At 55.1% G+C, this 25,111-nt stretch carries 25 protein-coding genes; 12 read left to right on the top strand and 13 right to left on the bottom strand.

Annotated features, from left to right (window positions below; genetic code table 11):
* Positions 1-139: 139 nt before the first annotated feature.
* The 7 genes from ACYVHX_RS15535 to ACYVHX_RS15565 form a co-directional block, all read right to left on the bottom strand.
* The gene (locus tag ACYVHX_RS15535) at positions 140-415 is read right to left on the bottom strand and encodes a hypothetical protein (RefSeq protein WP_460672573.1); all 276 of its coding nucleotides are present in this window, start codon (positions 413-415) and stop codon (positions 140-142) included.
* Between the two features lie 69 nt (positions 416-484).
* The gene (locus ACYVHX_RS15540; protein ID WP_460672574.1) at positions 485-1,033 is read right to left on the bottom strand and encodes a hypothetical protein; all 549 of its coding nucleotides are present in this window, start codon (positions 1,031-1,033) and stop codon (positions 485-487) included.
* Positions 1,034-1,151: 118 nt separating this feature from the next.
* On the bottom strand, positions 1,152-2,558 hold the full coding sequence (locus ACYVHX_RS15545) for an outer membrane protein (RefSeq protein WP_460672575.1): 1,407 nt from the start codon (positions 2,556-2,558) through the stop codon (positions 1,152-1,154).
* Positions 2,545-3,096 (bottom strand): RNA polymerase sigma factor, encoded by a 552-nt coding sequence (locus ACYVHX_RS15550; RefSeq protein ID WP_460672576.1) that lies wholly within the window; start codon positions 3,094-3,096, stop codon positions 2,545-2,547. Before ACYVHX_RS15550 ends, ACYVHX_RS15545 begins: the two co-directional genes overlap by 14 nt.
* Before the next feature lie 74 nt (positions 3,097-3,170).
* Positions 3,171-4,433 (bottom strand): Ig-like domain-containing protein, encoded by a 1,263-nt coding sequence (locus tag ACYVHX_RS15555; RefSeq protein ID WP_460672577.1) that lies wholly within the window; start codon positions 4,431-4,433, stop codon positions 3,171-3,173.
* A gap of 141 nt (positions 4,434-4,574) precedes the next feature.
* The gene (locus tag ACYVHX_RS15560) at positions 4,575-6,293 is read right to left on the bottom strand and encodes a GMC oxidoreductase (RefSeq protein WP_460672578.1); all 1,719 of its coding nucleotides are present in this window, start codon (positions 6,291-6,293) and stop codon (positions 4,575-4,577) included.
* A 142-nt stretch (positions 6,294-6,435) separates the two neighbouring features.
* A complete protein-coding gene (locus ACYVHX_RS15565; RefSeq protein WP_460672579.1) occupies positions 6,436-7,026 on the bottom strand; it encodes a gluconate 2-dehydrogenase subunit 3 family protein in 591 nt (196 codons plus the stop codon).
* 462 nt (positions 7,027-7,488) lie between these two features.
* Here ACYVHX_RS15565 and ACYVHX_RS15570 point away from each other — a divergent pair, with 462 nt between their 5' ends.
* Genes ACYVHX_RS15570 through ACYVHX_RS15580 form a run of 3 tightly spaced genes read left to right on the top strand, consistent with a single transcriptional unit; the run spans position 7,489 to position 8,922 of the window.
* The gene (locus ACYVHX_RS15570) at positions 7,489-8,109 is read left to right on the top strand and encodes an RNA polymerase sigma factor (protein ID WP_460672580.1); all 621 of its coding nucleotides are present in this window, start codon (positions 7,489-7,491) and stop codon (positions 8,107-8,109) included.
* A gap of 21 nt (positions 8,110-8,130) precedes the next feature.
* Positions 8,131-8,442, top strand: coding sequence for a hypothetical protein (locus ACYVHX_RS15575; RefSeq protein WP_460672581.1), 312 nt, complete (start codon positions 8,131-8,133; stop codon positions 8,440-8,442).
* A 54-nt stretch (positions 8,443-8,496) separates the two neighbouring features.
* The gene (locus ACYVHX_RS15580) at positions 8,497-8,922 is read left to right on the top strand and encodes a hypothetical protein (protein ID WP_460672582.1); all 426 of its coding nucleotides are present in this window, start codon (positions 8,497-8,499) and stop codon (positions 8,920-8,922) included.
* 76 nt (positions 8,923-8,998) lie between these two features.
* On the opposite strand, the gene ACYVHX_RS15585 is transcribed toward ACYVHX_RS15580, so the two are convergent.
* Entirely contained in the window at positions 8,999-9,568 is a 570-nt protein-coding gene (locus ACYVHX_RS15585; RefSeq protein ID WP_460672583.1) for a hypothetical protein, read from the bottom strand.
* A gap of 175 nt (positions 9,569-9,743) precedes the next feature.
* On the opposite strand from ACYVHX_RS15585, the gene ACYVHX_RS15590 reads away from it, so the two are divergent.
* The 8 genes from ACYVHX_RS15590 (at position 9,744) to ACYVHX_RS15625 (ending at position 17,734) form a co-directional block, all read left to right on the top strand.
* A complete protein-coding gene (locus tag ACYVHX_RS15590) occupies positions 9,744-10,124 on the top strand; it encodes a MerC domain-containing protein (protein ID WP_460672584.1) in 381 nt (126 codons plus the stop codon).
* Between the two features lie 277 nt (positions 10,125-10,401).
* Entirely contained in the window at positions 10,402-11,418 is a 1,017-nt protein-coding gene (locus ACYVHX_RS15595; RefSeq protein WP_460672585.1) for a Gfo/Idh/MocA family protein, read from the top strand.
* Between the two features lie 128 nt (positions 11,419-11,546).
* Positions 11,547-11,747, top strand: coding sequence for a hypothetical protein (locus ACYVHX_RS15600; RefSeq protein WP_460672586.1), 201 nt, complete (start codon positions 11,547-11,549; stop codon positions 11,745-11,747).
* Between the two features lie 40 nt (positions 11,748-11,787).
* Positions 11,788-13,170 carry a Gfo/Idh/MocA family protein gene (locus tag ACYVHX_RS15605; RefSeq protein ID WP_460672587.1) on the top strand — a complete coding sequence of 461 codons (1,383 nt, stop codon included), beginning with the start codon at positions 11,788-11,790 and terminating at the stop codon, positions 13,168-13,170.
* Between the two features lie 11 nt (positions 13,171-13,181).
* Positions 13,182-14,561 (top strand): sugar MFS transporter, encoded by a 1,380-nt coding sequence (locus ACYVHX_RS15610; protein WP_460672588.1) that lies wholly within the window; start codon positions 13,182-13,184, stop codon positions 14,559-14,561.
* Positions 14,527-15,747: an N-acetylglucosamine-6-phosphate deacetylase gene (gene nagA, locus ACYVHX_RS15615; RefSeq protein WP_460672589.1), complete on the top strand. Its 1,221-nt coding sequence runs from the start codon at positions 14,527-14,529 to the stop codon at positions 15,745-15,747. Before ACYVHX_RS15610 ends, nagA begins: the two co-directional genes overlap by 35 nt.
* Before the next feature lie 30 nt (positions 15,748-15,777).
* Positions 15,778-16,542 carry a glucosamine-6-phosphate deaminase gene (locus tag ACYVHX_RS15620; RefSeq protein ID WP_460672590.1) on the top strand — a complete coding sequence of 255 codons (765 nt, stop codon included), beginning with the start codon at positions 15,778-15,780 and terminating at the stop codon, positions 16,540-16,542.
* A 133-nt stretch (positions 16,543-16,675) separates the two neighbouring features.
* Entirely contained in the window at positions 16,676-17,734 is a 1,059-nt protein-coding gene (locus tag ACYVHX_RS15625; protein WP_460672591.1) for a LacI family DNA-binding transcriptional regulator, read from the top strand.
* Between the two features lie 12 nt (positions 17,735-17,746).
* Here the strand turns inward: ACYVHX_RS15625 and ACYVHX_RS15630 are convergent, their stop codons facing one another.
* From ACYVHX_RS15630 to ACYVHX_RS15650, 5 genes are all read right to left on the bottom strand, one after another.
* Positions 17,747-18,850 carry a cytochrome-c peroxidase gene (locus ACYVHX_RS15630; RefSeq protein ID WP_460672592.1) on the bottom strand — a complete coding sequence of 368 codons (1,104 nt, stop codon included), beginning with the start codon at positions 18,848-18,850 and terminating at the stop codon, positions 17,747-17,749.
* A 1-nt stretch (position 18,851) separates the two neighbouring features.
* Positions 18,852-19,637 carry an MbnP family protein gene (locus ACYVHX_RS15635; protein WP_460672593.1) on the bottom strand — a complete coding sequence of 262 codons (786 nt, stop codon included), beginning with the start codon at positions 19,635-19,637 and terminating at the stop codon, positions 18,852-18,854.
* Positions 19,638-19,674: 37 nt separating this feature from the next.
* Positions 19,675-20,868, bottom strand: a complete 1,194-nt coding sequence (locus ACYVHX_RS15640) for a sialidase family protein (protein WP_460672594.1) — start codon at positions 20,866-20,868, stop codon at positions 19,675-19,677.
* 23 nt (positions 20,869-20,891) lie between these two features.
* Positions 20,892-23,252 carry a TonB-dependent receptor gene (locus tag ACYVHX_RS15645; protein WP_460672595.1) on the bottom strand — a complete coding sequence of 787 codons (2,361 nt, stop codon included), beginning with the start codon at positions 23,250-23,252 and terminating at the stop codon, positions 20,892-20,894.
* 130 nt (positions 23,253-23,382) lie between these two features.
* Positions 23,383-23,757 carry a hypothetical protein gene (locus ACYVHX_RS15650; RefSeq protein WP_460672596.1) on the bottom strand — a complete coding sequence of 125 codons (375 nt, stop codon included), beginning with the start codon at positions 23,755-23,757 and terminating at the stop codon, positions 23,383-23,385.
* 131 nt (positions 23,758-23,888) lie between these two features.
* Between ACYVHX_RS15650 and ACYVHX_RS15655 the strand changes: the two genes are divergently transcribed.
* Complete coding sequence (locus tag ACYVHX_RS15655; protein WP_460672597.1) at positions 23,889-25,088, top strand: hypothetical protein; 1,200 nt, start codon at positions 23,889-23,891, stop codon at positions 25,086-25,088.
* Positions 25,089-25,111 lie beyond the last annotated feature (23 nt).

Consider the following 25,111-nt stretch of genomic DNA (forward strand, 5'->3'; position numbering starts at 1 on the left):
AGACGTCTCTACCGTTCTTTTACCAGTTGAACTAAAAATTTGGTGCAATCAGGCTGCTGATCGGATTTAAAATCCGCGATGAGTAGGGTCAGGACTGCATCGACGCGAGTCCTGACCAACCCACAAAAACCGCGAAAGGTTAGCGCCGGATTGTGTCGACTTTCATAGCGCCACCCCGGCGGAGTGAATCCGGGCGCAATTGTTTCGGATTCGGGTCGCCGGTGGGTCGCCGGTCGTCAATCTGTCCCCGGCGCATCCGGTCGGTCTGCCGTTGCCGGCTCGTATCTTTCCGAAGGGTGTCCTGCGGTACGGTTTGTCGGAGCGATGCCGTCGGCGTCATTCCCAAAACGGTTGTTGAGTCGGAGAACCCGAGGAGGGTCAGTCCGACCAGGCTGGCAATCAGTAGCTTTTTCATCGTGTTAAAGAGAAAAAAGCAGATATCGATTGATATCTGCTTTTCATAGATTACCTAACTGATTCTCTATTAATTATCGCGGAGCGTATCACGCTTCATTTTCGAATCATTCCGGTTCCGGTTTCTCCGGTTTTTCCGATCATTTGAATTCATGTTCGGATTGGTGGAGTTCATGCTCGGATTCGTTGACGTCGAACCCTGAACGGAATCGGTTTGGTTAGATGTCGGATCGGTCGAACGGCGTTCGCGGCTCATCTGACCTTGTTGATCCTGGGTCTGTGGTAACGTTGTCGTACCGGTTGTCGACGGTTGCGTCGTTTGCGGGCTGGTCGCTACCCCACTTTGGTTTTGCGGAAGCTGAGACTGCGATTGCGGAATCTGTGACTGTGGATTAGCCGTAGAACCCGTGGGCGTCTGTGAGCCCAGCGTAGTCTGTCCCTGCGGATAGGTGGTTGTCGACGGATTTCCTACCGTCGGTTGTGCCGACTGCGGACTGGTCGTCTGCGTCTGCGGATTTACTGTTGTGCCCGTTCCGGTCGTTGTTCCGGTTGTATTCTGCGCTTTGGCGTTGAGGGCAACCGCCACTAACATAGCCCCCATCATCACTATCTTTTTCATCGTCGAGTTTGTTTTATGATGGTTGTTTTTATTCGAACCAATTGTAAACCAAACTCGGGCCTGAAAGAAGTTGTTCAGAAAAAATTATATTTTTTGAGCCAGCGGGACGAAGGACTGTTCATATATCCGGCTGCCAGCGCAGTCCGATAACCAGGCCATAACTGTAGGGTCGAACGCTGAAACAACGCGAATTATCGCTGATTTCGCTTAAATTATACACAATTCCGGGTTCGACCTGGAGGTGCAGATTTTCCGTTAAACGACGTTCGATGCCGTAGGAAGCCTGCAAAAAAGGTTGCCAATTTTGTTTGGAACGGCCGCTCAGTAAATACCCCAGACTACCGCCCGCCGAGACGTAATGCCGCATACCGGTCTGCCCCGGATTCAGGAGAAAACGACCCTCGGCACTCAGGGCGGCATACTGCCAGATCGAAATGCTCCGGCGTTCCTGCGATTTATAAAGCGGGGTCAGCTTGATGGTCTGGCTGTCGACCCATTCAATTTTCGATGAATCCGACCGCAATGCCCGGGCCGTATACGTGAGTTCCTGCTGTAATTGCTGATAAACCGCGCCAACCCGCAACGAAAACCGACGGCTCAGCGACCATTCGGCCCCGGCCTGGATCCGCCAGCCCGTTCGGGATGACAGCGAGGTAGCCGGTCGGATTTTTTCCATCACCACCTCATCCTGCTGCGTAGGGGTCACCTGCCGGAACGTGTACAAGGGCATGACGCTGGCAAAAAACGAAGGTTGTGTAGCCGGGCCAACAGGCTCAATCAGCGGTTTTTGCGGGCCTGTCGCCAATGAAACCGCCGGTAAAACCGACAAAGGGAAGGAAGGCCGGGTCGCCCTGGCTGCGATCAGACCGAGTTTGAGCGGTGATGGAGCCCCTGCGGTTTCGGGCGTTGTGGCAACGGGTAAGGAAGAGGTCGTAAAGGTATTTATTGCATAGGCATCCGTGGGTTGTTCGGGCGTTGGTTGAATCCGCTCCGGTTGGTTTTGGGGAGCCGTTGGCGGTTGATTCCATTTAGCCAATGGCCGTTCCGTCAGGGCCGGTTTTTGTAAACGATGGTCGCTCGTCGGTACACTGAAAAACCGTCTGCTGGCCGCCGACAGCCGTTCCAATGGCGCTTTTGTGCCCCGGCCCAAAGCCAGACGGCGGTCAGGCTGCGCGGCTGCCGGTTGGGTTGAGCCGGTTTTTTGCCCGGAACGTTCCTTGGTGTTCAGAAACGCCGGTTCAGCAAGTTTGTCTGTTGTTTCGGCCTGCGCCACAGCCGGCGCTTTCACCACCGCAGCCGACGAAGGTGCCCGGTAGTGCCAGATTCCGACCGTCACACCACCCAGCAGACTCAATCCGGCCAGACTCCAGCCCCAGCGATAACCCGGTTTTGCACCCGGTTTTTCGGCGGCTGGCGAATTGGCGGCCCCTAAAATACGTTCCAGAGCGTCGTCATCCGGCTCCGACTCATACTTTTCGAGCCGCTGCCGGAAGAGCCTCTCCCATTCATCTTCAGTAGTTGCCATAGCTGACAATTCCCATTTTTTTCAATCGCTGTTTTAAAACTTCTTTGGCCCGGGCCAGTTGCGACTTCGAGGTTCCTTCCGAAATGCCCATCAGACGGGCAATTTCCAGGTGGCTATAGCCGTCAATGACGTACAGGTTGAACACCATGCGGTAGCCGTCGGCGAGGTCCTGAACCTGCACCAGCAGCTCGTCCGTGGAAATACGCGCCAGCACGTCGGTATGATCGGTGTTGCTGGCTTCCCAGGCTTCTTCGTAATCGGTTTCGGATTGTTGGTGGTGGTGTTTGTGGTACCAGTTGATGGCCGTGTTGACCATCACCCGTTTCATCCAGTTCAACAGGCGCTCGGGCTGCTCAACGGTATGAATCTGCTGGAAGATGCGGATGAACCCTTCGTGAAACATATCCTCCGCTTCCGGTCGCGAACGGGCATACCGACGGCAAAGACCCATCATCCGGCTTTTGTGACGTTCGTACAAAGCCGTCTGGGCCCGAGCGTCATGACGCTGGCATGCCTGCAACAAGTCGATTTCTGACAAAGGGTTCTCGCTGGCGGTAGAGTTCTTACGAATTACGTTTTTTTCGTTGAGTGAACAAATTAACGCTTTGTATTTTATTTTATGGCAAGACTCACCGTCGCCAACGATTTGTTATTTTTTACGTCTGTTAATTCATACTTAAAATTGACAGATCCTCTGAAGTCCAGCGGTGGCCGGTACAGAATGACCCCATTTGGCAAAATCTGCAAATCGGCCTGAGCCGGATTATCGGTAATCACCAGCTGCTGCAAAGGCGCACAAACCCGGTCATTACCAAGCGGATAGATGTAAACAATTCGCTTGATTGGGTCCGTGGGCAGTACGGCCGCCGAGATTTGTCCGTTGTCGTTGCGGGCGGCCAACTGACAGGCCGCATCCGGGCTGCTGATTGCAATTCGGGCGGTCGCTTCGAGGCATTCGCCATTGTCGCACCGCTGGTAGGTAAACTGGTCTTCGCCAGTGAAACTGCTTGTCGGATAATAGATCACCATATTGTTTTTTCCTACCCGGGCGGTGCCTTTCGTGGGTGCTTTCGTAATGGTCACCGGCAAGTCAAAACGGGAGCGGCAAAGCTGGTCGTTGCTCAATACCGGAACACGCAGCGAGTCCGTAATGAACCACTGTTTCCAGTATACGTCATCGTTTTTCAGGACAATTTTGCAGTCCTTATACGGGTCGCCCACCCCCAGCCGAACCGGCGCCAAAAACGTGCGGTTTTTTTGCGGAAAAACCGCCTTTACTTTGTAAAAGAAATAATCGAACCCGTTGAAACCCGCGTTGGGCGTGTACGTAACCTTGCCGTTTTCAACCGTTAGCCTGCCATTTTCCGGTTGCTGACCGATCTCCAGACTCGCCAGATCGACGGTGGCATCACAAAACCGGTCGTTTTTCAGCACATCCATCCGGATGGCCTGGTTCTCGGCCGTTCGGTACCAGTCCGGAATGGGTCCGGCGTTGCAGGGAATCCGGGTGCTGTCGGCGGCCATGTTGATCCGGAACGATTTGGCCAGTTTTGATGCGGTGGTCGCGCTGACGGCAAACTGGTCTTCGCCAACCACAAAGGTTGAATGGGGGGTGTACACCAACAACCCGCTGCCATTGAATTTGGCGTATCCGAGCCGGGGGTTTTGCGTGATTTGCAGCGTCGTGACGGAACTAAGGCCCGAAATTGACTTAAGATCGATGGCAACCTGCTGATCGGGCAGGGTATAATACTCGATTTCTTCGGTATCGACAGAATCCGGACCGGGTGCCGCGTCCTGAGCAATCCGATCACAGGCTACCGTGCTCAGCAGCAAAACCGTAAAAACCGTACTGTATAATCTTTCTTTAGTCATACCGTCGTCGAAACCATCCTCTGAAAGTCAGGACAAGGCTGATAACGAAAGGGTTGCAAAAAGAAGAATGAATGAGGAAGGATGAACGATGATGAGTTGACGCCAAGCATTTATCGTTCACCCTTCCTAATTCATCCTTCCTTAAAGATTTTGCCGCTTCAGTTCCTGCACGGCATAGTTGACGGCACGGGCGGTCATAGCCATGTAGGTCAGCGACGGGTTGACGCACGAAGCCGAAACCATAAAACCGCCGTCGGTATTGAACACGTTCTTGGCCGCGTGGACCTGATTGAACTTGTTCAGCACCGACTGCTTCGGATCGTTCCCCATCCGGATGGTGCCCATTTCGTGAATACCCAGGCCCGGCCAGGAGCCGTTGTCGTTAATCGTAATGTTCTTCAAACCAGCGGTTTCGAGCATTTCGGCGGCATCGTTGCCCATGTCTTTCCGCATCCGTTTTTCGTTGTCCTTGAACTCGGCATCGAAACGCAGCACCGCCAGCCCGTATTTGTCTTTTTTCGACTTGTCGATCACAACTTTGTTTTCAAAATACGGCAGACACTCGCCAAAACCGCCGAGGTTCATCGTCCACGGCCCCGGTTTGGTCATTTCGTCTTTGAACGCAGCGCCGAAGCCTTCCGTCGCCGAGCCACGCCCCCAGTTCATCCGGGCCGCGCCCCCCTGGTAGCCAAAACCGCGCAGGTAATCGCGTTTTTCCTGACCGGGCAGGTTGCGGAAACGCGGCACATAGATACCATTCGCCCGCCGTCCGTAATAATATTTATCGCCGAAACCCTCGTAGACACCGCTGGCTCCGACCCGGAAGTGGTGATCCATCACGTAATGGCCCAGCGCCCCGCTGTCGTTGCCCAGGCCGTTCGGGAAGCGGTTCGAAATCGAATTCATCAGGATGTACGTTGATGCCATCGACGACGCGCACAGGAAAATGATCTTGGCGTTGAACGTCAGTTCTTCTTTCGTCAACTGGTCGAGCACGCGCACACCCGTCGCTTTTTTCTTGGCTTCGTCGTAAATAACGGACGTTACGATGGAATGCGGGCGGAGCGTCAGGCGTTTGGTTTTCATGGCGGCTGGCAAGGTCGCCGACTGCGTACTGAAATACGCACCGAACGGACAACCCCGGCTACAAAGGTTGCGGTATTGGCATTGCGCGCGCCCCAGTGCGGTTTGCTGCGCCGTGGGTTTGGTGATGTGAGCCACGCGCCCGATCGTGATCGTCCGCTCCTTGAATTTCTTTTCTACCTCGCCCTTGACGTGTTTTTCAAGGCAGTACATATCCATTGGCGGCTGAAACTGACCGTCGGGCAACTGCGGCAGACCGTCGCGGGAGCCACTCACCCCGATGAACTTCTCGACGTAATCGTACCAGGGCGAAATGTCTTTGTAGCGAATCGGCCAGTCGGCGCCCACGCCTTCCTTGAGGTTGGCTTCAAAGTCGAGGTCGCCGAGCCGGTAACTCTGCCGTCCCCACATCAGCGATCGCCCACCCGTGTGGTAGCCGCGCATCCAGTCGAAGCGTTTGTCTTCCAGATACGGGTTTTCCTTGTCGTTCACGAACAGATAACCGGTCGCTTCCGAAACCGTGTAGCCCGTCCGGGCCTGAACCGCCTGTTCTTCCGCGATTTCGGAAGGTACCCGGCCCCGGTGCGGAAACTGCCAGGGATCGGTCATGGCGGTTTTATAGCCTTCGATGTGTTTAATATCTTCCCCCCGTTCGAGCATCAGCACTTTCAGGCCCTTCTCGGTTAGCTCTTTGGCCGCCCATCCTCCGCTGATCCCCGATCCTACCACAATGGCGTCGTAGGTCGTTGCTTTTATACTGTCTATATTGAGATTCATGGTTTTCTGAATGAAGAATGAATAATGAGGAATGAACAACCTGCCGGGTGATTCCGGACGACTAATGAATCTGCAATCAACGGGTGATTTGCTTTTACGGATTCATTGTCAATTCCGGGCCGCCCGGGCGGTTCATTGCGTTCTAAGTAGCCCAGGCTTTCTGACCCGGTTTCAGATCAATGCAGCCCTGGAAACGGCCCGGAACCGCAATGTATTCCAACGCCTGGGTGGCGCCAATTTCGGAGGTGAAATAGCCGTTCAGCGTCAGGGACTTCAGGGTGTTGAAAAAAGGCGTGTAGCGCTGTTCGGCGGGCACGGAAGCCATGGCTTTGCGTTGTTCGGCGGCTTCGGCCTGCAGTTTGGTCATGATGTCGGCCCGCTGCTTTTCATCGAGGGCCACAAAATTCTTACTATAGGCGGCCTGGCTCAATTCGTTGGTATGCGACAGCCCATCCAGAAACAGTTTCTGATCTTTTTGCGGATAACAGTCTTTCAGGATAATATCAATGATTTCATTGACCTTGGCTGCTTTGGCACCGGGCGTGCTGGTGGTCGGGATAATGACTTCGGTCATTTCAGCCACCATCGCATCCTGGTCGGCCGTAAACAACAGAGGCTTTCCGCTGAGGGCCCGTTTAGCGGCCGACGCTTCGAGCGTATCCGCGAGTGCAGGCAGCGTCAGAGCGGTTCCCATCAAACCCGCAACCCGCATCAAGGCATCTCTTCTGTTCATAATTTATTGAGTAAAAGTTAGTGAGATTCAAAAAACTAACGGAATAATCCATGACAAATATAGGCAATCGGTTGGCTATTTGTACGGCGTTTGGCCCGTTTCGCAATAAATACTGACGATTAAAACCGTTTAGCCCGGCACGAATCCGAACGGTCTTTTAAAGCTACTGAAAAACCGCTGTTTATTTATCAGAATAAACAGCGTTGACCAGAGAATTGGATGGAACGCGAACGATGCGATTTGTACGTCTCAGAGGGGATCTTTCAAACTGATAATCAAACCTGTACGCCCGTCGTTCGCGGCAGGAAGAGCGGGCGCAGAGCCTAGTATCGCTTGCCTTCCGTTTACGCCCTCCCCCAAAAACCGCCTTTCATCCGGTTTCCCACACCACTCATCCTTCTTTCACCGGCTTTCGGCACCGCCCGTACAATATCCGGTGTTTTCATCCGACTTCCCTAGTGTATGAGAAACGTTGCGCTGTCTGTGTCAATAAAGCCGGAGGAAACCGAAAACTCCGCACCCAAACCGGGTGGTTCGGAAGGAGCCGCCCGGATGGTGCAACGCGAACGCCCGCGACTGCTGGATTTTATCCGTCGACGGCTCCCGACGCGCGAGGATGCCGAAGACCTGTTGCAGGACGTGCTGATGGACTGGGCCGAGATCGAGCGCCGGACGCAACCGATCGAACACCTGGGAGGCTGGCTGTTCGCGGTGGCCCGCCGGAAAATCATCGACTGGTACCGGAAAAAGCGGACGGTTTCGCTGGAAGATCAATTCGCGGGCTACGCCGACGACGATGGTGAACCCTTGCTGCTGGCGGCCCTCCTGCCCACCGATGAGCTAACGCCCGACGAAGGACTGATGCGGGAAGCCCTCATGGAAGCGGTGATGGAAGCCGTGTCGGAATTGCCCGCCGAGCAACGCGAGGTCTTCGTCCGGCACGAACTCGACGGCCAGGGTTTTCGCGAAATGGCCGACGAAACCGGCGTGCCGATCAATACCCTGCTGTCCCGCAAACGGTATGCGGTTTTGTACCTCCGGGAGCGCCTGCGAACCTTATACAACGAATGGATTACAAACTAAAAAACAAAACATCACGTACGTATGGAACCTCTTTTGATTTTGAAAGGAATCGGCTTTTTCGCCCTCGGGATTGGCTTTTTTATGCTGGTGACGATGATCGTCATGCGGCTCTGGAACTGGCTGGTGCCCTCGGTTTTTAACGGACCGCGCATCCGGTTTGTGCAGGCGCTGGGCCTGCTGTTTCTCACCCGGCTGCTGGTCGGTGGTTTTGGCGGAGCGCACGGCGGACACTGGCGCGGGCAGCACGGTTTTGACCGCCATCATGCCGCTGTTTGCCAGCCCTATGAGCCGGCGCCGGGTCAATCAAAAACCGAAAAAATGCCGGAACACTAACGGGTTGAACCACTCAACCATCGAACCAGTACACTCATTTAAAGAAATCAACCCATGAAATTATTCTGGATTAAACGCGGACTCGGTTTTCTGGCCTTCGGTCTGCTCTTTGTCGGCCTGGCCGGTTTTGTTGTCATGAATCTCTGGAACTGGCTCGTTCCGGCTTTATTCACCGGCCCCGTCATCACGTTCGGCCAGGCGTTGGGCCTTTTGCTGCTGAGCCGGTTGCTGGTCGGTTTTCGCGGGGGCTGGCGGGGAGGTCGCGGCTGGGGCCGTCACGGGCATCCGCAACCGGCCTACTGGCGGGAGAAAATGTCGAACCGCTGGCAGAACATGACACCCGAAGAACGTCAGGAGTTCAAGCAGAAAATGAAGGAGCAGTGGCGCAACGGCTGCGGCCCCCGTTTCGGCCCCGGCCGTCGCTGGGGGCAGGAACCGGAACCGGCGAATCCGCAGGAGCCAACCGCCACGCAACTTTAAGGCCGGTTTTTCAACCAAAGGTCGTCGGAACGATTCCGACGACCTTTTTGGTTAAAAACCGGGTAGTAAAAAACCATCACTGGACGGTCAGGTCAAATTCCAGATTCACGTCGTCGCTGCCCGGGGCCGCCGTTCCGTTTTTTGAATTGGACTGGTGGCGCAGTTGAACGCGCAGTTTTCCGGTTCCGGCGGCCGTTGTTTTTAGCGTTCCTTTCAGGCCGATGGGCAGGTTATTAACGTCTTTATCGCCGTACGTATAGGTTGCCAGAGTCGTTGGATTGACGGTAAAAACAAACAAGTGCTCATCGCTTTCCTGCTGCACTTCATTTGAAATATTGTCCGCTGGCGTTTTGCTTTCGTCCAGCAATTCCACCGCCAGGTCGTAAGTTTTGTTTGGTTTCAGCGTAATTTTATCAAATTTGGTCGGTGCCTGGCCCCCGTCGCCGTCCGCATCGCGGTACGAAAAGGTTTGGGTCGTTGTGGTTCCCTGCTCCGTAAATTTCAGATTAACCGTCGTAATCAGTTCGTTTTCATCGGCCGGTTCGGGCTCGTCCGCCTTGTCACTGCAACTTATCATTGCGGCCATCGACGCACCCAGCGTTGCCACCCACATCCACTGACGGATTCGTTTTGCGTTTATTTTCATAGCATTCAGCGTGTTTAAACCGGCGGTTTTCCAGCGATTTTTGTTACTCAGCGGGGGCAAAATTAGAAACTCGCAACAACGTTGCAAAAATAAATGCAACTTTATTGCAAATAATTTTGTCCCGTACAAGACCATCTGCTTATTTTGCAATACCAAGTCAGTGAAACCGGAGATTATGAAATTAGAAGCGCTAAACAGAAAAGCCGACTACATCGGAATCAGTGGATCCGTCCTGTGTATTATCCATTGCCTGATCACCCCGGTTTTGCTGGTTTCTTCCTCGTTTCTGACCAACGATACCGTTCGGGTGGGCTTTCTGAGTCTTGATTATCTTTTTATCGGGGTCAATATACTGGCGGTTTATTTCGCCACCCGGCACTTCACGACGCCCGCCATCAAAACGTGTTTGTGGTTTTTCCTGACCGTTTTTGCCGTCGCCATCCTGCTCGAAGACGTCAGCGAAACGTTTGAATACGTTGGTTATGCCGCATCGCTCGGTCTGGTGTTGACGCACCTCACCAACATCCGTTTTCACCGGTTGCGGCACACGCATTAACAGCAATTTCCTTCTATACCACACCCAAAAGGGCAGGATCAGTCCTGCCCTTTTGGGTGTCTACCCCTTTGCATTGCCTCAACCCGGATGTCGCTTGCAAAATGCGAGAACGCTCCCGACGCCCTTCCCTGGCTCTCAGCCTAAAATTGTTTACCTTATTTGTATTTCAAATTAAATGATTACAATAAGAGGGGAAATACTTGCTTTATAAAATTTTGTCGGTAATCTTTCGGGTACGTACACGCTATTCCAAACCCTTACCTTACTAGAATATTATATGGCTAATACGCTAACCCGTAGAGATTTTTCCATGCTGGCGGCTTCCGCCGGTCTGGGAGCCTATCTTTTCCCTGTCGATGCCCATAGTTTTGCGTCCGCTCGGCAGGTTCAGGGAAAAAAAGTGGGAATTATTGGGCTAGATACGTCCCACAGCATTGCCTTCACGAAAGAGCTGAACAATCCGACACCGAATCCGGACTGGATGGGTTACCGGGTGGTGGCGGCCTATCCCAAAGGCAGTAACGATATTGAAAGCAGTGTAAAACGAATTCCCGGCTACATCGAGGAAGTCAAAAAACTGGGTGTCGAAATCGTCGATTCCCTTGAAGCCCTGTTGAAGAAAGTGGATGTGGTCATGCTGGAAACCAACGACGGCCGGCTGCACCGGGAACAGGCAACGAAAGTCTTTTCGGCCGGCAAACGGGTTTTTATTGACAAGCCTGTTGCCGCTTCCCTCGCCGACGCCGTTGCTATTTTTGAGACCGCCAAGAAAAAAGGCGTACCGGTTTTCTCCGCATCGTCGCTGCGCTACATCAAGGGAATGCAGGACATTGACAAGAGTCAGGTGGTGGGCGCCGACACGTATAGCCCGGCGGTTCTGGAAAAAACCCATCCCGACCTGTTCTGGTACGGTGTTCACGGAGTCGAAGCCCTGTTTACCGCCATGGGAACCGGCTGTCAGAGCGTAAGCCGGGTCAATACGCCCGATACCGATATTGTCATTGGGACCTGGGGCGATGGGCGCGTCGGTACTTTCCGCGGAACCCGAACGGGCAAGCACGAATACGGGGGTACGGTTTACACCAAAAATGGCAACGTAACGCTGGGGCCCTACGGAGGGTATAATCCCCTTTTAAAGGACATTATCCATTTCTTCGAAACCGGCGAAACTCCCGTCAAACCCGCCGAGACACTCGAAATCTTCGCTTTCATGGAAGCCGCCGACGAAAGTAAACGTCAGGGTGGAGCCGCGGTGACCCTCGCCAGCGTCCTGAAAAAAGCCCAGAATTCTTGATTGCATTTTTTTACGTCGTTTGCGGGTACGTACCCGCAAACGATTTTGATCGATTTCCCCTATTTCAGTGCCTGGTTTTTCCCCAGGCTTCAATCCTTTACATAATGACAACTGCTTAACAACGCGTCATGCAGGAGGTGAAAGGCGAAGGGCAGACGACGATTGATGTGGTTCTGACCCAAACGGCTTCTTCGCTCAATGAAGTGGTAGTAGTGGGGTGCGAAACTCCGTTCAAACGTGAACTGACCGGTTCGGTTTCGTCCGTCAAAGCGGAAGGCTTGCAGAAAGTGGCCACCAACACGGTTTTGAGCCAATCAGGCCATCGGTAAAGAAGGTCAGCTTTTCTAATCGTAAAACAAAACGAGTACCATGACCCAATCAAAACAGAAAACAGAAAACACGGTCCGTTCTGCCCAATCGCGGAGAACGTTTCTGGGCCAGACGCTGGCCGGAACGGCTGCGTTGAGTCTGGGTGGAATGCTGCCCGGTTTTAGCCCCAAAAGTTACGCCCGGATTCTGGGAGCCAACGAACGCATTCAGGTGGGTATGATGGGGGTCAACAGCCGCGGACTGGCACTGGCCAGCAATTTTGCCCTCCAGCCCAACTGCGAAATTCGGTCGGTTTCGGACGTGGATACCCGCGCAGCCGACAAGTGCATCACCACCGTTGAGGGCATTCAGAAAGCCAAACCCCGGGCCGTGCCCGATTTCCGGAAAGCGCTGGAAGACAAGGACCTGGATGCATTGGTCGTGGCCGCACCGGATCACTGGCACGCACCGGCCGCAATTCTGGCGTCGAAAGCCGGGAAACACGTGTACCTGGAAAAACCGTGTAGTCACAATCCAAACGAGGGCGAAATTCTGGTGGCGGCCGCCCAAAAGTACAAAACCGTCATTCAGATGGGCAACCAGCGCCGGTCGTGGCCCAACGTCGCGGCTGGGGTCAGGGCGGTTCGGGACGGGGTGATCGGGCGGGCTTATTTCGCCAAGGGCTGGTATACCAACAACCGGGCGTCCATCGGCATCGGCAAAGAAGCCGCCGTTCCGTCGTGGCTCAACTATGAGTTGTGGCAGGGACCCGCCCCCCGGCAAGCCTTTAAGGATAATCTGGTGCACTACAACTGGCACTGGTTCTGGCACTGGGGAACCGGCGAAGCCCTCAACAACGGAACCCACATGCTGGATCTGATGCGCTGGGGTCTCGACGTTACCTACCCCAACCGCGTCACTTCGTCGGGCGGGCGGTATCGCTTCAAAGACGATTGGGAAACGCCGGATACCCAGGTAATTAACCTGGAATTTCCGAACAACACGGCCATGACCTGGGAAGGCCGGAGCTGCAATGGACGCACCATCGAAGGCAGCAGCGTTGGCGTTGTTTTCTACGGGGATACCGGTTCGCTGCAAATCGACGGAAACAATGCCTACACGGTTTACGACCTGGAAAACAAACTGGTGAAGGAGGTGAAAAACAACGTGGTCATCAACGCCCGCGACCGGATGAATCCGTCGCAGGCGCTGGACGCGATTCACATCCAGAATTTTTTCGACGGCATCAAAAAGGGAACCGCCCTGAACGCCGACATTTTGAGCGGCCACCAGAGCACGTTGCTGTGTCAGTTGGGGAACATTGCCCTGCGGTCGGGCGGAACGCTGGAAATTGACCCTGCCAACGGGCACATCAGGAACAACCGCCAGGCGCAGCAATACTGGAAGCGCGAATACCAGCGGGGCTGGGAACCCACCGTTTAGCCGTTGTTTTCATGAAAAATAAAGCAAAAGTTGTTGAAGTAGGCTCACTGAGTCAGCGGGACACGCGCATTTCCATCGCGCTGATCGGGCTGCTGTTCTTTGTTTTCGGGTTCGTCACCTGGGTCAACGCCATTCTGATCCCGTATTTCAAGATTGCCTGCGAACTGACGAATTTTCAGTCGTACCTGGTTACGTTCGCGTTTTATATTTCCTATTTCCTGATGTCGGTGCCGTCGTCGTACCTGCTGAAAGCCGTTGGTTTCAAGAAGGGGATGATGGTCGGTTTCTGGGTGATGGCGCTGGGCGCTTTCGTTTTTGTGCCGGCGGCCCTGCTGCGGACCTACGAGATTTTCCTGCTGGGTCTCTTTCTGATTGGCGTCGGACTCGCCATCCTGCAAACCGCTGCGAATCCGTACATTACGGTGCTGGGACCGAAAGAACGGGCCGCTCAGCGCATCAGCATCATGGGCATCGGCAACAAAGCCGCCGGGATTCTGGCGCCCATCCTGTTTGCTGCGGTTATTCTGCGGGCCACCGACACCGACCTTTTCAGCCAGTTGCCGGGCATGTCGGCCACCGAAAAAGCCCAGGCGCTGGACGAACTGGTTCGGCGGGTCATTGTGCCGTACTCGGTGATGGGCTGCGTGCTGATCGGGCTGGGCATTCTGGTGCGCTACTCGCCTTTACCCGAAATCAATACCGAGCAGGAAACCACCGAAGTAGCGGCTGCCAACCTCGGAAAGACGTCCGTCCTGCAGTTTCCGCACCTGGTTTTGGGGGCGCTGGCCATTTTTCTGCACGTGGGCACGCAGGTGATTTCCATCGATACCATCATCGGGTACGCCAGTTCGATGGGCATCTCCCTGCTGGAAGCCAAAACGTTTCCGTCGTATACGCTGTCAGCCTCCATTTGCGGGTATCTGCTGGGGATTATCCTGATTCCCAAACGCATCAGTCAGGTGAATGTATTCCGCATCTGTACGGTGCTGGGGCTGGCCTTCACCCTGCTCATTATTTTTGCCAAAAGCAGCGTCACGTTTCTGGGTCATCAGGCGGATGTTTCCATCTGGTTTATTGTCTTGCTGGGGCTGGCTAATTCGCTGGTTTGGGCCAGCATCTGGCCGCTGGCCCTCGATGGCCTGGGGCGGTTTACCAAAGTGGGCGCAGCGCTGATGATCATGGGCCTGAGCGGCAATGCCATCCTGCCCCTGATTTACGGCTATCTGGCGGATCAATACGGTCTGCGGGAAGCCTATTGGGTTCTGTTTCCCTGCTACTTATGTTTGGCTTATTATGCCTTTTATGGTCACCGGATTCGCCGATGGCGTATTTCCGGGACCGCCAACCCGACTGTTCATGAACCAAACCGGCACCGCACCCCAACGCATTAAAATAATCAACGGCCGCATTCTGACTCCGTACCGGCTTATTCCCGACGGAACGATTCTGATCACCGGAAAAACCATTACGGAAGTCAGCGACCACCCCATCGACGTCCCCGATGCGCTGGAACTGGATGCCGGGGGAGCGTACGTCTCGCCCGGTTTTATCGACCTTCACGTGCACGGCGGGGGCGGCCACGATTTTATGGACGGCAGCGAAGAAGCTTTTCTGCGAATTGCCGAACTGCACGCTCGGTACGGCACCACGGCGATGGTGCCAACCACCCTGACCAGCAGCCGGCAGGGCCTGTTCGATACGCTGGAAATCTACGACAAAGCCAACGCCCGGAACACGGCCGGCGCCCGGTTTCTGGGTATGCACCTCGAAGGGCCTTACTTCGCCATGAGTCAGCGCGGAGCCCAGGACCCGCGGTACATTCGCGACCCCGACCCCGCCGAATACCAGGAGGTACTGGAGCGTTCGTCGGCGGTTTCCCGCTGGAGTGCCGCCCCCGAACTGAACGGGGCGCTTCCGTTCGGCCAGTATCTCCGCTCGAAAGGTGTGCTGGCTGCCGTGGCCCATACGGATGCGGTTTACGACGAAGTACTGGCCGCCGTCGAAAATGGGTATAGTTTGGCCACTCATCTTTACAGCGGGATGTCGGGGGTCACCCGCCGGAACAGCTTCCGCTACGCCGGGGTCGTCGAAAGCGCTTATCTGCTGGATCAGATGGATGTTGAACTCATTGCGGACGGTGTTCATTTACCGGCTCCCCTGCTCAAACTGGCCTATAAAATCAAAGGGCCGGAGCGGACGGCTCTCATTACGGATGCCATGCGGGCCGCCGGGATGCCGCCGGGCAACAGCATTCTGGGCAGTCTCCACGACGGCATCGAAGTGCTGGTGGAAGATGGCGTGGCCAAAATGCCGGATCGCCAGGCCTTTGCCGGAAGTGTTGCCACCGCCGACCGGCTGGTGCGCACCATGATTACCATCGCCGAAATTCCGCTGCTCGATACCATCCGCATGATCACCAGTACGCCGGCCCGCATTATGGGCGTCGCGGATCAGAAAGGAATCCTGGCACCGGGAAAAGACGCCGATCTGGTCTTTTTCGACGCGGACATTTCGGTGCAACTGACCATGGTTGAAGGCCGGATTGTATTCCGGCGGGAACCGGCAGCCATCCTTTGAACCCTACTGTGAACATTAGAATCCAACCGAATGATCAGTCAATCGAATACCAACCAACTTGATTTCCGCCGGTTTGAAAACCGGGCCTTACTGGGTGAAAATGCCGCCCAGAACGTGGGCGACTGCCTGCGAAACCTGTTAACGCGGCAGCAGACGGTTTCCATGATTTTTGCCGCGGCCCCATCGCAGGAGGAATTTCTGGCGGCTTTGTGCCGGCAGGAAGGCATCGACTGGGGGCGGGTCCACGCCTTTCACATGGATGAATACGTGCAATTGCCGGACGAGGCTCCGCAACGTTTCGGCAATTTCCTGAAAGTACGGCTTTTCGACCGGCTTCCGTTCCGAACCGTTGAGTATCTGAACGGGAACGCGCCGGATTTGGCGGCTGAATGTGAGCGGTACAGCAGCCTGTTGCGGAACCAGCCCGTCGATGTGGTGTGCATGGGCATTGGCGAAAATTGCCACATTGCCTTCAACGATCCCCACGTGGCCAATTTCAACGACCCGGTTTTGGTCAAAATAGTCGATCTGGACAACGCCTGTCGGCAGCAGCAGGTAAATGATGCGTGTTTTGATGCGCTGGAAGACGTTCCGACGCACGCCCTGACACTGACGGTTCCGGCCCTGATGCAGGCCCCCCACGTTTTTTGCATGGTGCCCGGGATTAACAAAGCCCAGGCCGTCTACCACACGCTTTATTCGCCCGTCAGTGAGCAGCATCCTTCCACGATTCTGCGGCTGCACGAAGACGCGGTTCTTTTTACCGATGCCGACAGCGCATCCCGCTTATCCTGACCCGGTTCGGTGGCACGGACGCACTGACTTTCCGGCATAGTGGAGATGCTTGGAGCAAAAAACCGCCCGATCCGACGGGCGGTTTTTTGCTCCGTACTTTTGAAAGTATATTTGTCGTTCCGGAGAGTCTATTATGGAAAAAAAAGAACTACAGGGCGTGAAGGAAATTGCCCGCCGGGCCAATGTGACCATTGCGACCGTTGACCGGGTTATTCACAACCGGGCGGGTGTCTCGGTCAAGACGCGCGACAAAATCAACAAGATCATTGCGGAACTCAATTACCAGCCCAATATGCTGGCCCGGCGGCTGGCGTCCGGTAAAATCATCAAGCTGGCCGTCCTGATTCCGTCCGTAACCGAAGAAACCGAGTTCTGGGACGCGCCCCTGCGGGGTATTCAGCGGGCCACCACCGAAATCAGCCAGTACGGTTTACAGGTTGACCGGTTCTTTTTTGATCTCAGCGACCCGCAATCTTTCGTTCGGCAGGCCAACGCCATTCTGGAATCTCCCATCGACGGCGTCGTGCTGGCCCCGATGTTTATCAGGGAGGCTCAGGCCTTCGTTGCGGTCTGTCAGGACAAAAAAATCCCCTACGTGTTCATCGATTCGAACCTGCCTGACCAGCAGAACCTCTCTTACATCGGCCCTCCGCTTTTCCAGAGTGGCTACCTGGCCGGGAAATTAAGCACGTACGCGCTTCGCGAGAACAGCCAGTTGCTGGTGGTTAATATTGCGACGGCCATTGACAGCTACACCTACCAGCAAACCGAAGAGGGTTTCCGGGCTTATTTTGCCGATCATACCAAACCGTATCCAATCCTGCGGGTCGATATTCACCAGACCGATGAGCCATCCGTTTTCCGCACGCTCCAGCCGCTATTTGATGCCAATCCCACGATCGATGTGCTGTTTGTGACCAATTCCCGGTCTTTTCTGGTGGCGCGTTTTCTGGAACAAACCAACCGGCCGCAAAAACCGCTGCTGATTGGCTACGATCTGATCAAGGAAAATGCCCAGTATCTGGACAACGGCCTGATCAGTTTTCTGATTTGCCACCAGCCCGAAGACCAGGGGTATCGAAGCATCATGACCCTCTACCAGTTCCTGATTTTTTCCAAACCCACCGACAAGGAACAGTACATGCCGATTGACATTGTGACGCGGGAAAACCAGGCTTACTACCGAAACTGATCCAAAAACCGCTTAATCCGGCTGGAAACGCCGGTCGTTCCGGAAGTCGTAATCCGTCAGGGTTTTCAGGAAAGCAATCACGTCGGACTTTTCGTCGGCCGTCAGCGGGATGCCGGTTTTGCCGGTTTTCTTCAGCAGGGGGTCCAGCTGGGGCGTGTCCTGCACGTCGTTGATGTAATGTTCCAGCACCTGCTCCAGCGTCTGGAAACGGCCATCGTGCATATACGGTGGGGTAATTTCAACGTTCCGCAGGCTCGGCACCCGGAATTTGTTGTAATCGTCCAGATTCAGCGTGATCTGATACCGCCCCAGATCGTAGTCCTTGCTGTTGGCGAGCTGCATCCGCAGGCCGTTGTTGCGGAACGTCTGGTCGGTGAACTGCTCGCCGGTGTGGCAACCCGCGCAATGCTGCTGAAACAGGGCCATTCCGTGTAATTCGTGTTCGCCCAAGGCCGCCCCGGTTTCTTTCCGGACGTATTTGTCGTATTTGGAAGTGGCCGAAACCATCGTCAGCATGAATTGCGAGAGGGCTTTCAAAAACCGCTCGGTCGTAACTTCTTCCGTTCCGAAAGCCGCTTTGAACAGCGCCGGATAGCGGCCGTTGGTCCGCACTTTCGTCAGGACGCCAGCCAGTGAATCGCCCATTTCGACCGGATTCTGAATCGGTGAAATCGGCAGCAGGTCGAGGTCAACGATACCGCCATCCCAGAAAAACGCCTTTTTCCAGGCCACATTCTGAATGCCGGGCACATTGCGGGTGCCGATTTTATCACCAATACCGTGGCTGAGCTGGTGGTCGGTATGCGCAAAAGCCGCCGTTGGCTGGTGGCAGAAGGCGCAACTCACGCTTCCGTCTTTCGACAGGATGCCGTCGTAAAACAAAGCTTTTCCCAGCGCCACCCCTTCGACCGTCAGCGGATTTTTGGAGAGGTCATAATGCGGGTCCTCAAAATTGGCCGGTTTTTTCCAGTTGTAAGGCGTCGTCTGAAACGCCACCGGTTTCGTGCCCGGATCCGGCTCAATGGGGCCGTCGGAGCCCGCATCGTTCTGACAGCCAACCGCAAAACCGTAAAAAACGATGGCAGCGAGGACTCCGGCGTGTTGCCAAGGCTTCATATCAATCTACCTGAACGTTACTGACACTAAACATCGTCGCATAATTTGCCGCCACATCCGCCGACAGCGGAGAAACCATGATGGTTGAATTTTTAGCAATACTGAGCGGTTTCGCTCCGTCGAATACCTTCATCACATCCGCCTTGATGGTCACGCTCGTCGTGCCGTTCACCGACACGTGAGCCGGTTCCGGAGTAAACGCTAACTGAATCGTTTTCAGATTATTAATGGTTTTTGAATGGTAGCCGCCAAACAACCCAACGTGGTACGTAAAATTCCGTTTGCCGGTGGCATCGACCGGTGCTTTCGGTGACGTTCCTTCCAGTTTCAGAAAAATATACCCTGAATTCCAGTCCCAGTACATCCCCGCAGCCGTCCCCGCCGGGTCCAGCGCCCCGGTCCGTTTCTCAACGCCCATGGTGTTTCGCAAGCTATCCACTCCTACCACAAAGGTAATGCCAGTATAGCTATCGACCGGAACATTGCGCAGCGAAATCGACTGCGACGCCGGATTCGTTTCCGTAATCAGGAAATAACTGCTGTCCTGCGGCACCACATATTCCGAGCCGTCGGCTTTTTTCAAGCGAATGTTGCTCACGAAATAATTCAGTTTCGAAACCGAGAACGTTTCCCCACTGCCGTTGGTGTAGCTGGTGCTGCTGTCTGTTTTCAAGTCCTGCGCGCCAACCACATTATCAAATTTCAGTCGAATAGCGCCAAATTCCGGTTCAAGCGGATCATTCTGACACGCCCACAACACCACCAGAAACAACAATGCATTTATCATGGAAAAGAGAAAAGAATTTTTCATACGCTAACGTTGCTTACAAAGATTCAACCCATCTACTTACTATAACGCTGTTCTGGCCTTCTTTCTGCTGTTCGTAGGCCACTAAAAGACCTTTTTTCGTCGCCAGAACCACCGGAAAAGCCGCATTGACAGTCGTTGGCGTCAGGTACGTAACCGGCAACGCTTTGCCGTTCACGATCTTCCGCATCCCGATTCGCTGGATAAACCGGCTTTCACCGCCCGGATTTTTCACCTCCATCGACTCGTCCCAGACCCAGACCAACTGCCCGTTGACCGCCGTCAGCTGGGGATGTTTGGTCCGCTCCGACACGATACCCGCCACGAGTTGCTCCGCCCCCAGCCGCGCCAGCTTGATACCGGTTTTTTCACCGCCCGAAAACCAGGTCACAAACAGCTCGTTGCCGACCTGCGCCACGTCGGGACCGGTGTGCGGACAGGCATTCACTTTCCACCCGTCGTTGTAAACGACGGCCGGTCGGGTGAACGACTTCCCGCCGTTGGTCGAAACCGCGTGGCTGATGTCGCGGGCGCCGTCGTCCAGCAAATCCCGGTACGCAACGTGAATGCGGTTTTGCTGATCAACAAACACATTCGTCCGGCAGCACTGGCAGGCGTTGTCGTCCACCAGCACGTCGGCCCCAAAACCGCCCCCGGCCACCGTCTGGGCAAATTTGACGGTTCGCCCTTCCTTGTTGGGCGCTTTTTCGTCCAGCCACGCAATGCCGATTTCGCCGTTCGGCAGCCGGTTCATGTTGCTGAACGAATGGCCTTTGCCCGGCGTGGTGTCACGGTGTACAGTTTTCGATTCCGACCAGGTTTGTCCGCCGTCGGTCGAGGTAACATACAGCAAATCGCTGGCGCGGGGCGCGTCTTCCGTCGGCCTGGCCACCTCAAAAGTCGCCAGCACGGTGCCGTCTTTTTTAAACGCTACTTTCGGCATGCCTTCGGCGTGGGCCGAAAAAACCGGGGGCGTCTTCACCCGGATTTTATCGCCGAACGTCTGGCCGCCGTCCGCCGAAACCGAAAAGTAAAAGTGGACTTTTTCACCCGCTTTTTCCGTCCAGCTCAGCACCGGCTGGTTGCGGTGGTCGGTGGTCAGACGTGGCGTCACGCCCACAAACTGCGGATTCGAGAGCCGGTTTTCGGGAGCCGGTTTTTCGGCAAAGCCGACCAGAAACGTGGTGATGATCAGAAGGATGTTTTTCATGGCTGCGCTCAGGTTTTCGGTTCTTACTTTGAAAAATTGTACTGGATTCCGCCCACCAGCGTTCGCGGGGCGGCCGGGGTGTAGGTGGTGCGGTCGGTTGGGTTGTTGCCCCGCGTGGCCGAGGTTGCGTACAGTTCGTTGGTGGTATTCAGCAGGTTGGCAAACACTTCGAACCGCTTAAGCGGATAACCGGCCCGCAGGTTGACGACGCTGATGCCCCGCCCGCCGAACGCGCCCCGGTCGTTGTAGGAAACCGTGTTGATCTGGTTCTGGTACCACGAACTAACCCGTTGCCACTCCGCCGACAGCCGCAGCCCCTTCGCCCAGCGCGGTTTATACGTCAGTTCCGTATTGGCCACCCAGCGTGGCGCCTGCGGCATGTCAAAACCGTTCACGTTTTTCACTGCATCCGACGCCCGGGTGCTCAGGGCAAAATCAACAAACCGGTGGACGGAGTTGGTGCCGCCGAACCGGAAAAACCACTGGCTCGACGGGCGGTAGGTCAGGCTGTATTCGATGCCCCGGTGCAGCGTTTTTCCCGCCGACTGGTAATCCGTGCTGTTGTCGGGCTGGCGGATGTTAAGCAGTTCGTTGCGGCCCTCCATCTGGTAGAGCGCAATATCCACGTAGATTTTCCGGTTCAGCAGCGAGGCCCAGCCGCCTATTTCGTAGTTGTTGAAGTAGGCCGATTCCAGGTTGTAATAAAACAGCGATTCGCCGGGCTGAGCGTTGACGCGCTTCGTAAAAATCGACGTCAGGCTGGGGGGCGAAAAGCCGCGGCTGTAATTTCCGTACAGGCCGCGATCCTGCCCCAGATCGTAGGTCACGCCTACTTTCGGCGTAAACTGGCGGTACGCTTTTCGGCCGGTGCTCTGGTCCAGGTAATTGTCGTAATCGAAAGCCATCTGGTCGAACCGCCCGCCCAGCGAGAGCCGCAAAGCCGGCAGCGGATTCAGGTCGAGCTGGGCATAAACCGCCGAATTCAGAATGTCGGCAGCATAATCGGCCAGCTGAAGGTCGGGACGTTCTTTCACCAATTTGTACTGCTCTACCGACTTTTTATCGGGTCGCAACTGCGCTTCCAGTTCAATCTGGTAGGCGTTGTAGGTGGTCGGCGACGCATCCACCAGCAAACCGGCCAGCAAACGACCGTTCCAGAATGGCAGCCGCTGGCTGTGCTGCCCGATGAGTCCATAACTGCTGAAGGCATTGACGTTGATCTGGCCGGTGGCTTTCGGCGAACCGCTCGTCCAGCGAATGCCGTAACTGGGGTTCTGCCCGATCGAATTGTCGCGGTAAAAAACCGTCAGGTAACTGTCCGATCCGTTTTTCCACTGGTGATCGAGCGTCAGCCGTGACCGAATTGCCTTTACCTTTCGGTACGTAAAATCGGAGGTCGAGGTGTATTCGCGGTTGTAAAACGCAATGCTGTCGACGCTGCCGCCGGTTTGCGAGTAATAATCGTTGTACGAAAACGTGCCGGTCAGCCGCGTGCGGTTCGTGAATGCGTATTCGGCCCGCCCGTTGAACGACACCTTATCGTAGTCGGAGCGGGTTTGCCAGCTATTGCGCTGCCGGGCGAAAAAACCGCCCGCGTAAACGCCCAGCTTCTTGGTGAGCATCCCGCCCGCACCGTATTGAATCCGGCCGTAATTCCACTGATCGGCCTGAATGCCAATCCGGAACGTCGGCACGGCGGTCGGGCGCTGCGTAATGAAATTGATGGCGCCCCCAACGGCCTCCGGCCCATACAGCGACGAAGCCGGTCCTTTCACCACCTCCACGGCACTGACCGTAAAGACGTTCATTTCGATCAGCGCGTTGTGGTTGAACACGCCCATGGGTCGAAGCGGCAGGCCGTCTTCCAGATACAGGAAATACGCATTGGTGCCAAATGGCTGACGTATACCCATACCGTGCTGCTCGTTATTGTAGTTGAGCATCACCACCCCCGGCGTTTTGTTGAGCAGTTCGGCCAGCAGCGTTGGTTTGGTTTCGTCGATCAGCGTGGGCGAAAGGCGGGAAATGGCCACCGGCGCTTCGGTCCGTTTCTGGGCTTCGCGGCTGGCGGTGACCACGATGGTTTGCAGGTTTTCAACGGCCGGCTCGAGGGCCACACGCAGGGCGTTTTCCGACGTTTTCAGGCTTTGCGACTGGTAGCCAATGGCCGAAACCAGGATCGTTTCCGTTGCGGATTGAACGGTAAACTGGCCGCTGGCGTCGGTGGTGGTGCCAGTTTTGTGGTCTTCGGTAGAAATGGCAACCCCCGTGAGCGGCTCTTTGGTGCGGGCGTCGAAAACCGTGCCCTGGATGGTTTGGGCAGCCACCCAGGAAGGCACTATTGCCACGAAAACCGCAGCAACCAGCCGGTATATAAAATTCATGAACGTTCAGGTTTGATGAAACTGGAAATGATAACCGGACCGGTTTTTGAAACCGACCGATTTGTTGGGTCGCTGCCTTAAGCAACTCGATAAACCGTCCGGTTTTAATAATCGGACGGTTTCCGCGACCTCAAACCTGGGGTGGCTGGAATAAAGGCGAGAAGGGCGATGAATAAGGTTTCAGCAGGTAATCCGGCACATTCGTTGCGGACCCTACGGCTTTTGCCTGAAACAAAAACGGGGCCGATGCCTGACAAAACAACTGAAAATCAGGCGTTTTCTGGACCTGTTCGGTGGTGGCTCGATCCTGTTGTTCCTGCTGGGCGTTGAGCTTTTTGGCTAAATAACACTGACCATCGCAATGCAGCTGCGGTTTGGCCCGGTTTTCGCACAGGACTTTGGCAATATACGACTTGTTGGCATGGTAATACGCGATGGTCCCCCACTGACTAAAAGTCGGTAGTAGCGTGGCAATCAGGAGGATATAAGCCAGAACGACGCGCATACGAAATAAAAATCCGCACAATAGTACAAAAAAAAGTTGATACCGCCCCGATGTTACTTATTGATTGAAATTGTTATAATTTGTACTTTCGCATACCGACCGAAGAATATATCGTAACTGCTTAACCAAAAATGACGTTATTCCGCAATGCACTAATTTTTAGTGTGTTTAATTTGTTTTGCGCCACCGGTTTTGCGCAATTGGCGTCTGTGGAAACCGCCAGTGAAACAATCGCCCAGGTGACGGTTGCTCCCGCCAAGGCAGCCCTGAAAAACCGGCAGCGGGTTTCGGTGGTGGTCGGCATGGAACACCAGCTCTTCCCCTCCTATCTGCTGGCGCGGGCGACGATGTCGGCCAAAACCCAAAACTACCGGCTGGGCGACGGCGACGGGAACGTGTCGGTGGTGTTCCACAATCCGGGCCTGAACACGTCGGTGCGGGTGGAAGTGGGGGCCACGCCCTTCAGCGAAGCGACGGTGTATGAGGGCGTTTTGCAGGAAGCCGACAAAGACTACGAAATTTCGCCCCGCATTGCCTGGAACTTCGAAAAACTGCGCGGTCTGCTGCAACCCACGCCCGTTAACTTCACGGTTACGACGTACATCGACAACGAAAAGATCAGCCACCGGACGGTTGTTGCCACCATGCGCTCGGTCAACGACTGCCCGTATTACTGGGAAGACGACGAAACCGGCATGGGCGATCTGGATTTGAATTACATGTATGTGGCCTACATCAACGAAGATGATCCGGTGGTGGATGAGGTGCTGGCGCAGGCCCTGCAAAATGATATTGTGGATGCCTTCGACGGCTACCAGACCGGCGACAAAAAACGGGTTGATGATCAGGTTTTTTCGGTCTGGTACGCGCTGCAGAAACGGGGCATCAAATACAGTTCCATTTCGACCAACTCCAGCACGGGGGTTTCGCCCAACCTGTACAGCCAGCGCATTCGCACCATCGACCAGACCTGGAACAACCGGCAGGCCAACTGCGTCGACGGCATGGTGCTGATGGCGTCGGTGCTGCGCTCCATTCACATCGACCCGGTTTTGGTGCTGATGGCCGACCATTGCGTGCTGGGGTATTACCGCGACGCCGAACACAAAGACCTGGCCTGTCTGGAAACGTCGATGATTGGCGATGTAGACCTGCGGAAAGTGATGTCGGTACGGCGCCGGAAAGCGTCCCGGAAACTCTTTACCGAAGCCCGCCAGCGCGCCCAGCGGCATTACCGCACGTCGAAAAGCTCATTCGACAAAGATCCCCGCTACCGGTTTATCGTCGTCGCCGACGTTCGTAAATCCGGCATCCGGCCCATTGGGCGGTAAACGTGTCCGGTTTTCAGTATGCG

Source organism: Larkinella ripae, from assembly GCF_054780775.1.

What these genes read in the sequence shown, in the direction of transcription:
- ACYVHX_RS15585 (WP_460672583.1), bottom strand. Translation starts at nt 9,568, where the DNA reads ATGAAAATAAACGCAAAACGAATCCGTCAGTGGATGTGGGTGGCAACG.
- ACYVHX_RS15560 (WP_460672578.1), bottom strand. Translation starts at nt 6,293, where the DNA reads ATGAATCTCAATATAGACAGTATAAAAGCAACGACCTACGACGCCATT.
- ACYVHX_RS15535 (WP_460672573.1), bottom strand. Translation starts at nt 415, where the DNA reads ATGAAAAAGCTACTGATTGCCAGCCTGGTCGGACTGACCCTCCTCGGG.
- ACYVHX_RS15655 (WP_460672597.1), top strand. Translation starts at nt 23,889, where the DNA reads ATGACGTTATTCCGCAATGCACTAATTTTTAGTGTGTTTAATTTGTTT.
- ACYVHX_RS15595 (WP_460672585.1), top strand. Translation starts at nt 10,402, where the DNA reads ATGGCTAATACGCTAACCCGTAGAGATTTTTCCATGCTGGCGGCTTCC.
- ACYVHX_RS15610 (WP_460672588.1), top strand. Translation starts at nt 13,182, where the DNA reads ATGAAAAATAAAGCAAAAGTTGTTGAAGTAGGCTCACTGAGTCAGCGG.
- ACYVHX_RS15575 (WP_460672581.1), top strand. Translation starts at nt 8,131, where the DNA reads ATGGAACCTCTTTTGATTTTGAAAGGAATCGGCTTTTTCGCCCTCGGG.
- ACYVHX_RS15625 (WP_460672591.1), top strand. Translation starts at nt 16,676, where the DNA reads ATGGAAAAAAAAGAACTACAGGGCGTGAAGGAAATTGCCCGCCGGGCC.
- ACYVHX_RS15605 (WP_460672587.1), top strand. Translation starts at nt 11,788, where the DNA reads ATGACCCAATCAAAACAGAAAACAGAAAACACGGTCCGTTCTGCCCAA.
- ACYVHX_RS15580 (WP_460672582.1), top strand. Translation starts at nt 8,497, where the DNA reads ATGAAATTATTCTGGATTAAACGCGGACTCGGTTTTCTGGCCTTCGGT.
- ACYVHX_RS15555 (WP_460672577.1), bottom strand. Translation starts at nt 4,433, where the DNA reads ATGACTAAAGAAAGATTATACAGTACGGTTTTTACGGTTTTGCTGCTG.
- ACYVHX_RS15650 (WP_460672596.1), bottom strand. Translation starts at nt 23,757, where the DNA reads ATGCGCGTCGTTCTGGCTTATATCCTCCTGATTGCCACGCTACTACCG.
- ACYVHX_RS15600 (WP_460672586.1), top strand. Translation starts at nt 11,547, where the DNA reads ATGCAGGAGGTGAAAGGCGAAGGGCAGACGACGATTGATGTGGTTCTG.
- ACYVHX_RS15540 (WP_460672574.1), bottom strand. Translation starts at nt 1,033, where the DNA reads ATGAAAAAGATAGTGATGATGGGGGCTATGTTAGTGGCGGTTGCCCTC.
- ACYVHX_RS15565 (WP_460672579.1), bottom strand. Translation starts at nt 7,026, where the DNA reads ATGAACAGAAGAGATGCCTTGATGCGGGTTGCGGGTTTGATGGGAACC.
- ACYVHX_RS15635 (WP_460672593.1), bottom strand. Translation starts at nt 19,637, where the DNA reads ATGATAAATGCATTGTTGTTTCTGGTGGTGTTGTGGGCGTGTCAGAAT.
- ACYVHX_RS15545 (WP_460672575.1), bottom strand. Translation starts at nt 2,558, where the DNA reads ATGGCAACTACTGAAGATGAATGGGAGAGGCTCTTCCGGCAGCGGCTC.
- ACYVHX_RS15570 (WP_460672580.1), top strand. Translation starts at nt 7,489, where the DNA reads ATGAGAAACGTTGCGCTGTCTGTGTCAATAAAGCCGGAGGAAACCGAA.
- ACYVHX_RS15590 (WP_460672584.1), top strand. Translation starts at nt 9,744, where the DNA reads ATGAAATTAGAAGCGCTAAACAGAAAAGCCGACTACATCGGAATCAGT.
- ACYVHX_RS15620 (WP_460672590.1), top strand. Translation starts at nt 15,778, where the DNA reads ATGATCAGTCAATCGAATACCAACCAACTTGATTTCCGCCGGTTTGAA.
- ACYVHX_RS15640 (WP_460672594.1), bottom strand. Translation starts at nt 20,868, where the DNA reads ATGAAAAACATCCTTCTGATCATCACCACGTTTCTGGTCGGCTTTGCC.
- ACYVHX_RS15630 (WP_460672592.1), bottom strand. Translation starts at nt 18,850, where the DNA reads ATGAAGCCTTGGCAACACGCCGGAGTCCTCGCTGCCATCGTTTTTTAC.
- ACYVHX_RS15645 (WP_460672595.1), bottom strand. Translation starts at nt 23,252, where the DNA reads ATGAATTTTATATACCGGCTGGTTGCTGCGGTTTTCGTGGCAATAGTG.
- nagA (WP_460672589.1), top strand. Translation starts at nt 14,527, where the DNA reads ATGAACCAAACCGGCACCGCACCCCAACGCATTAAAATAATCAACGGC.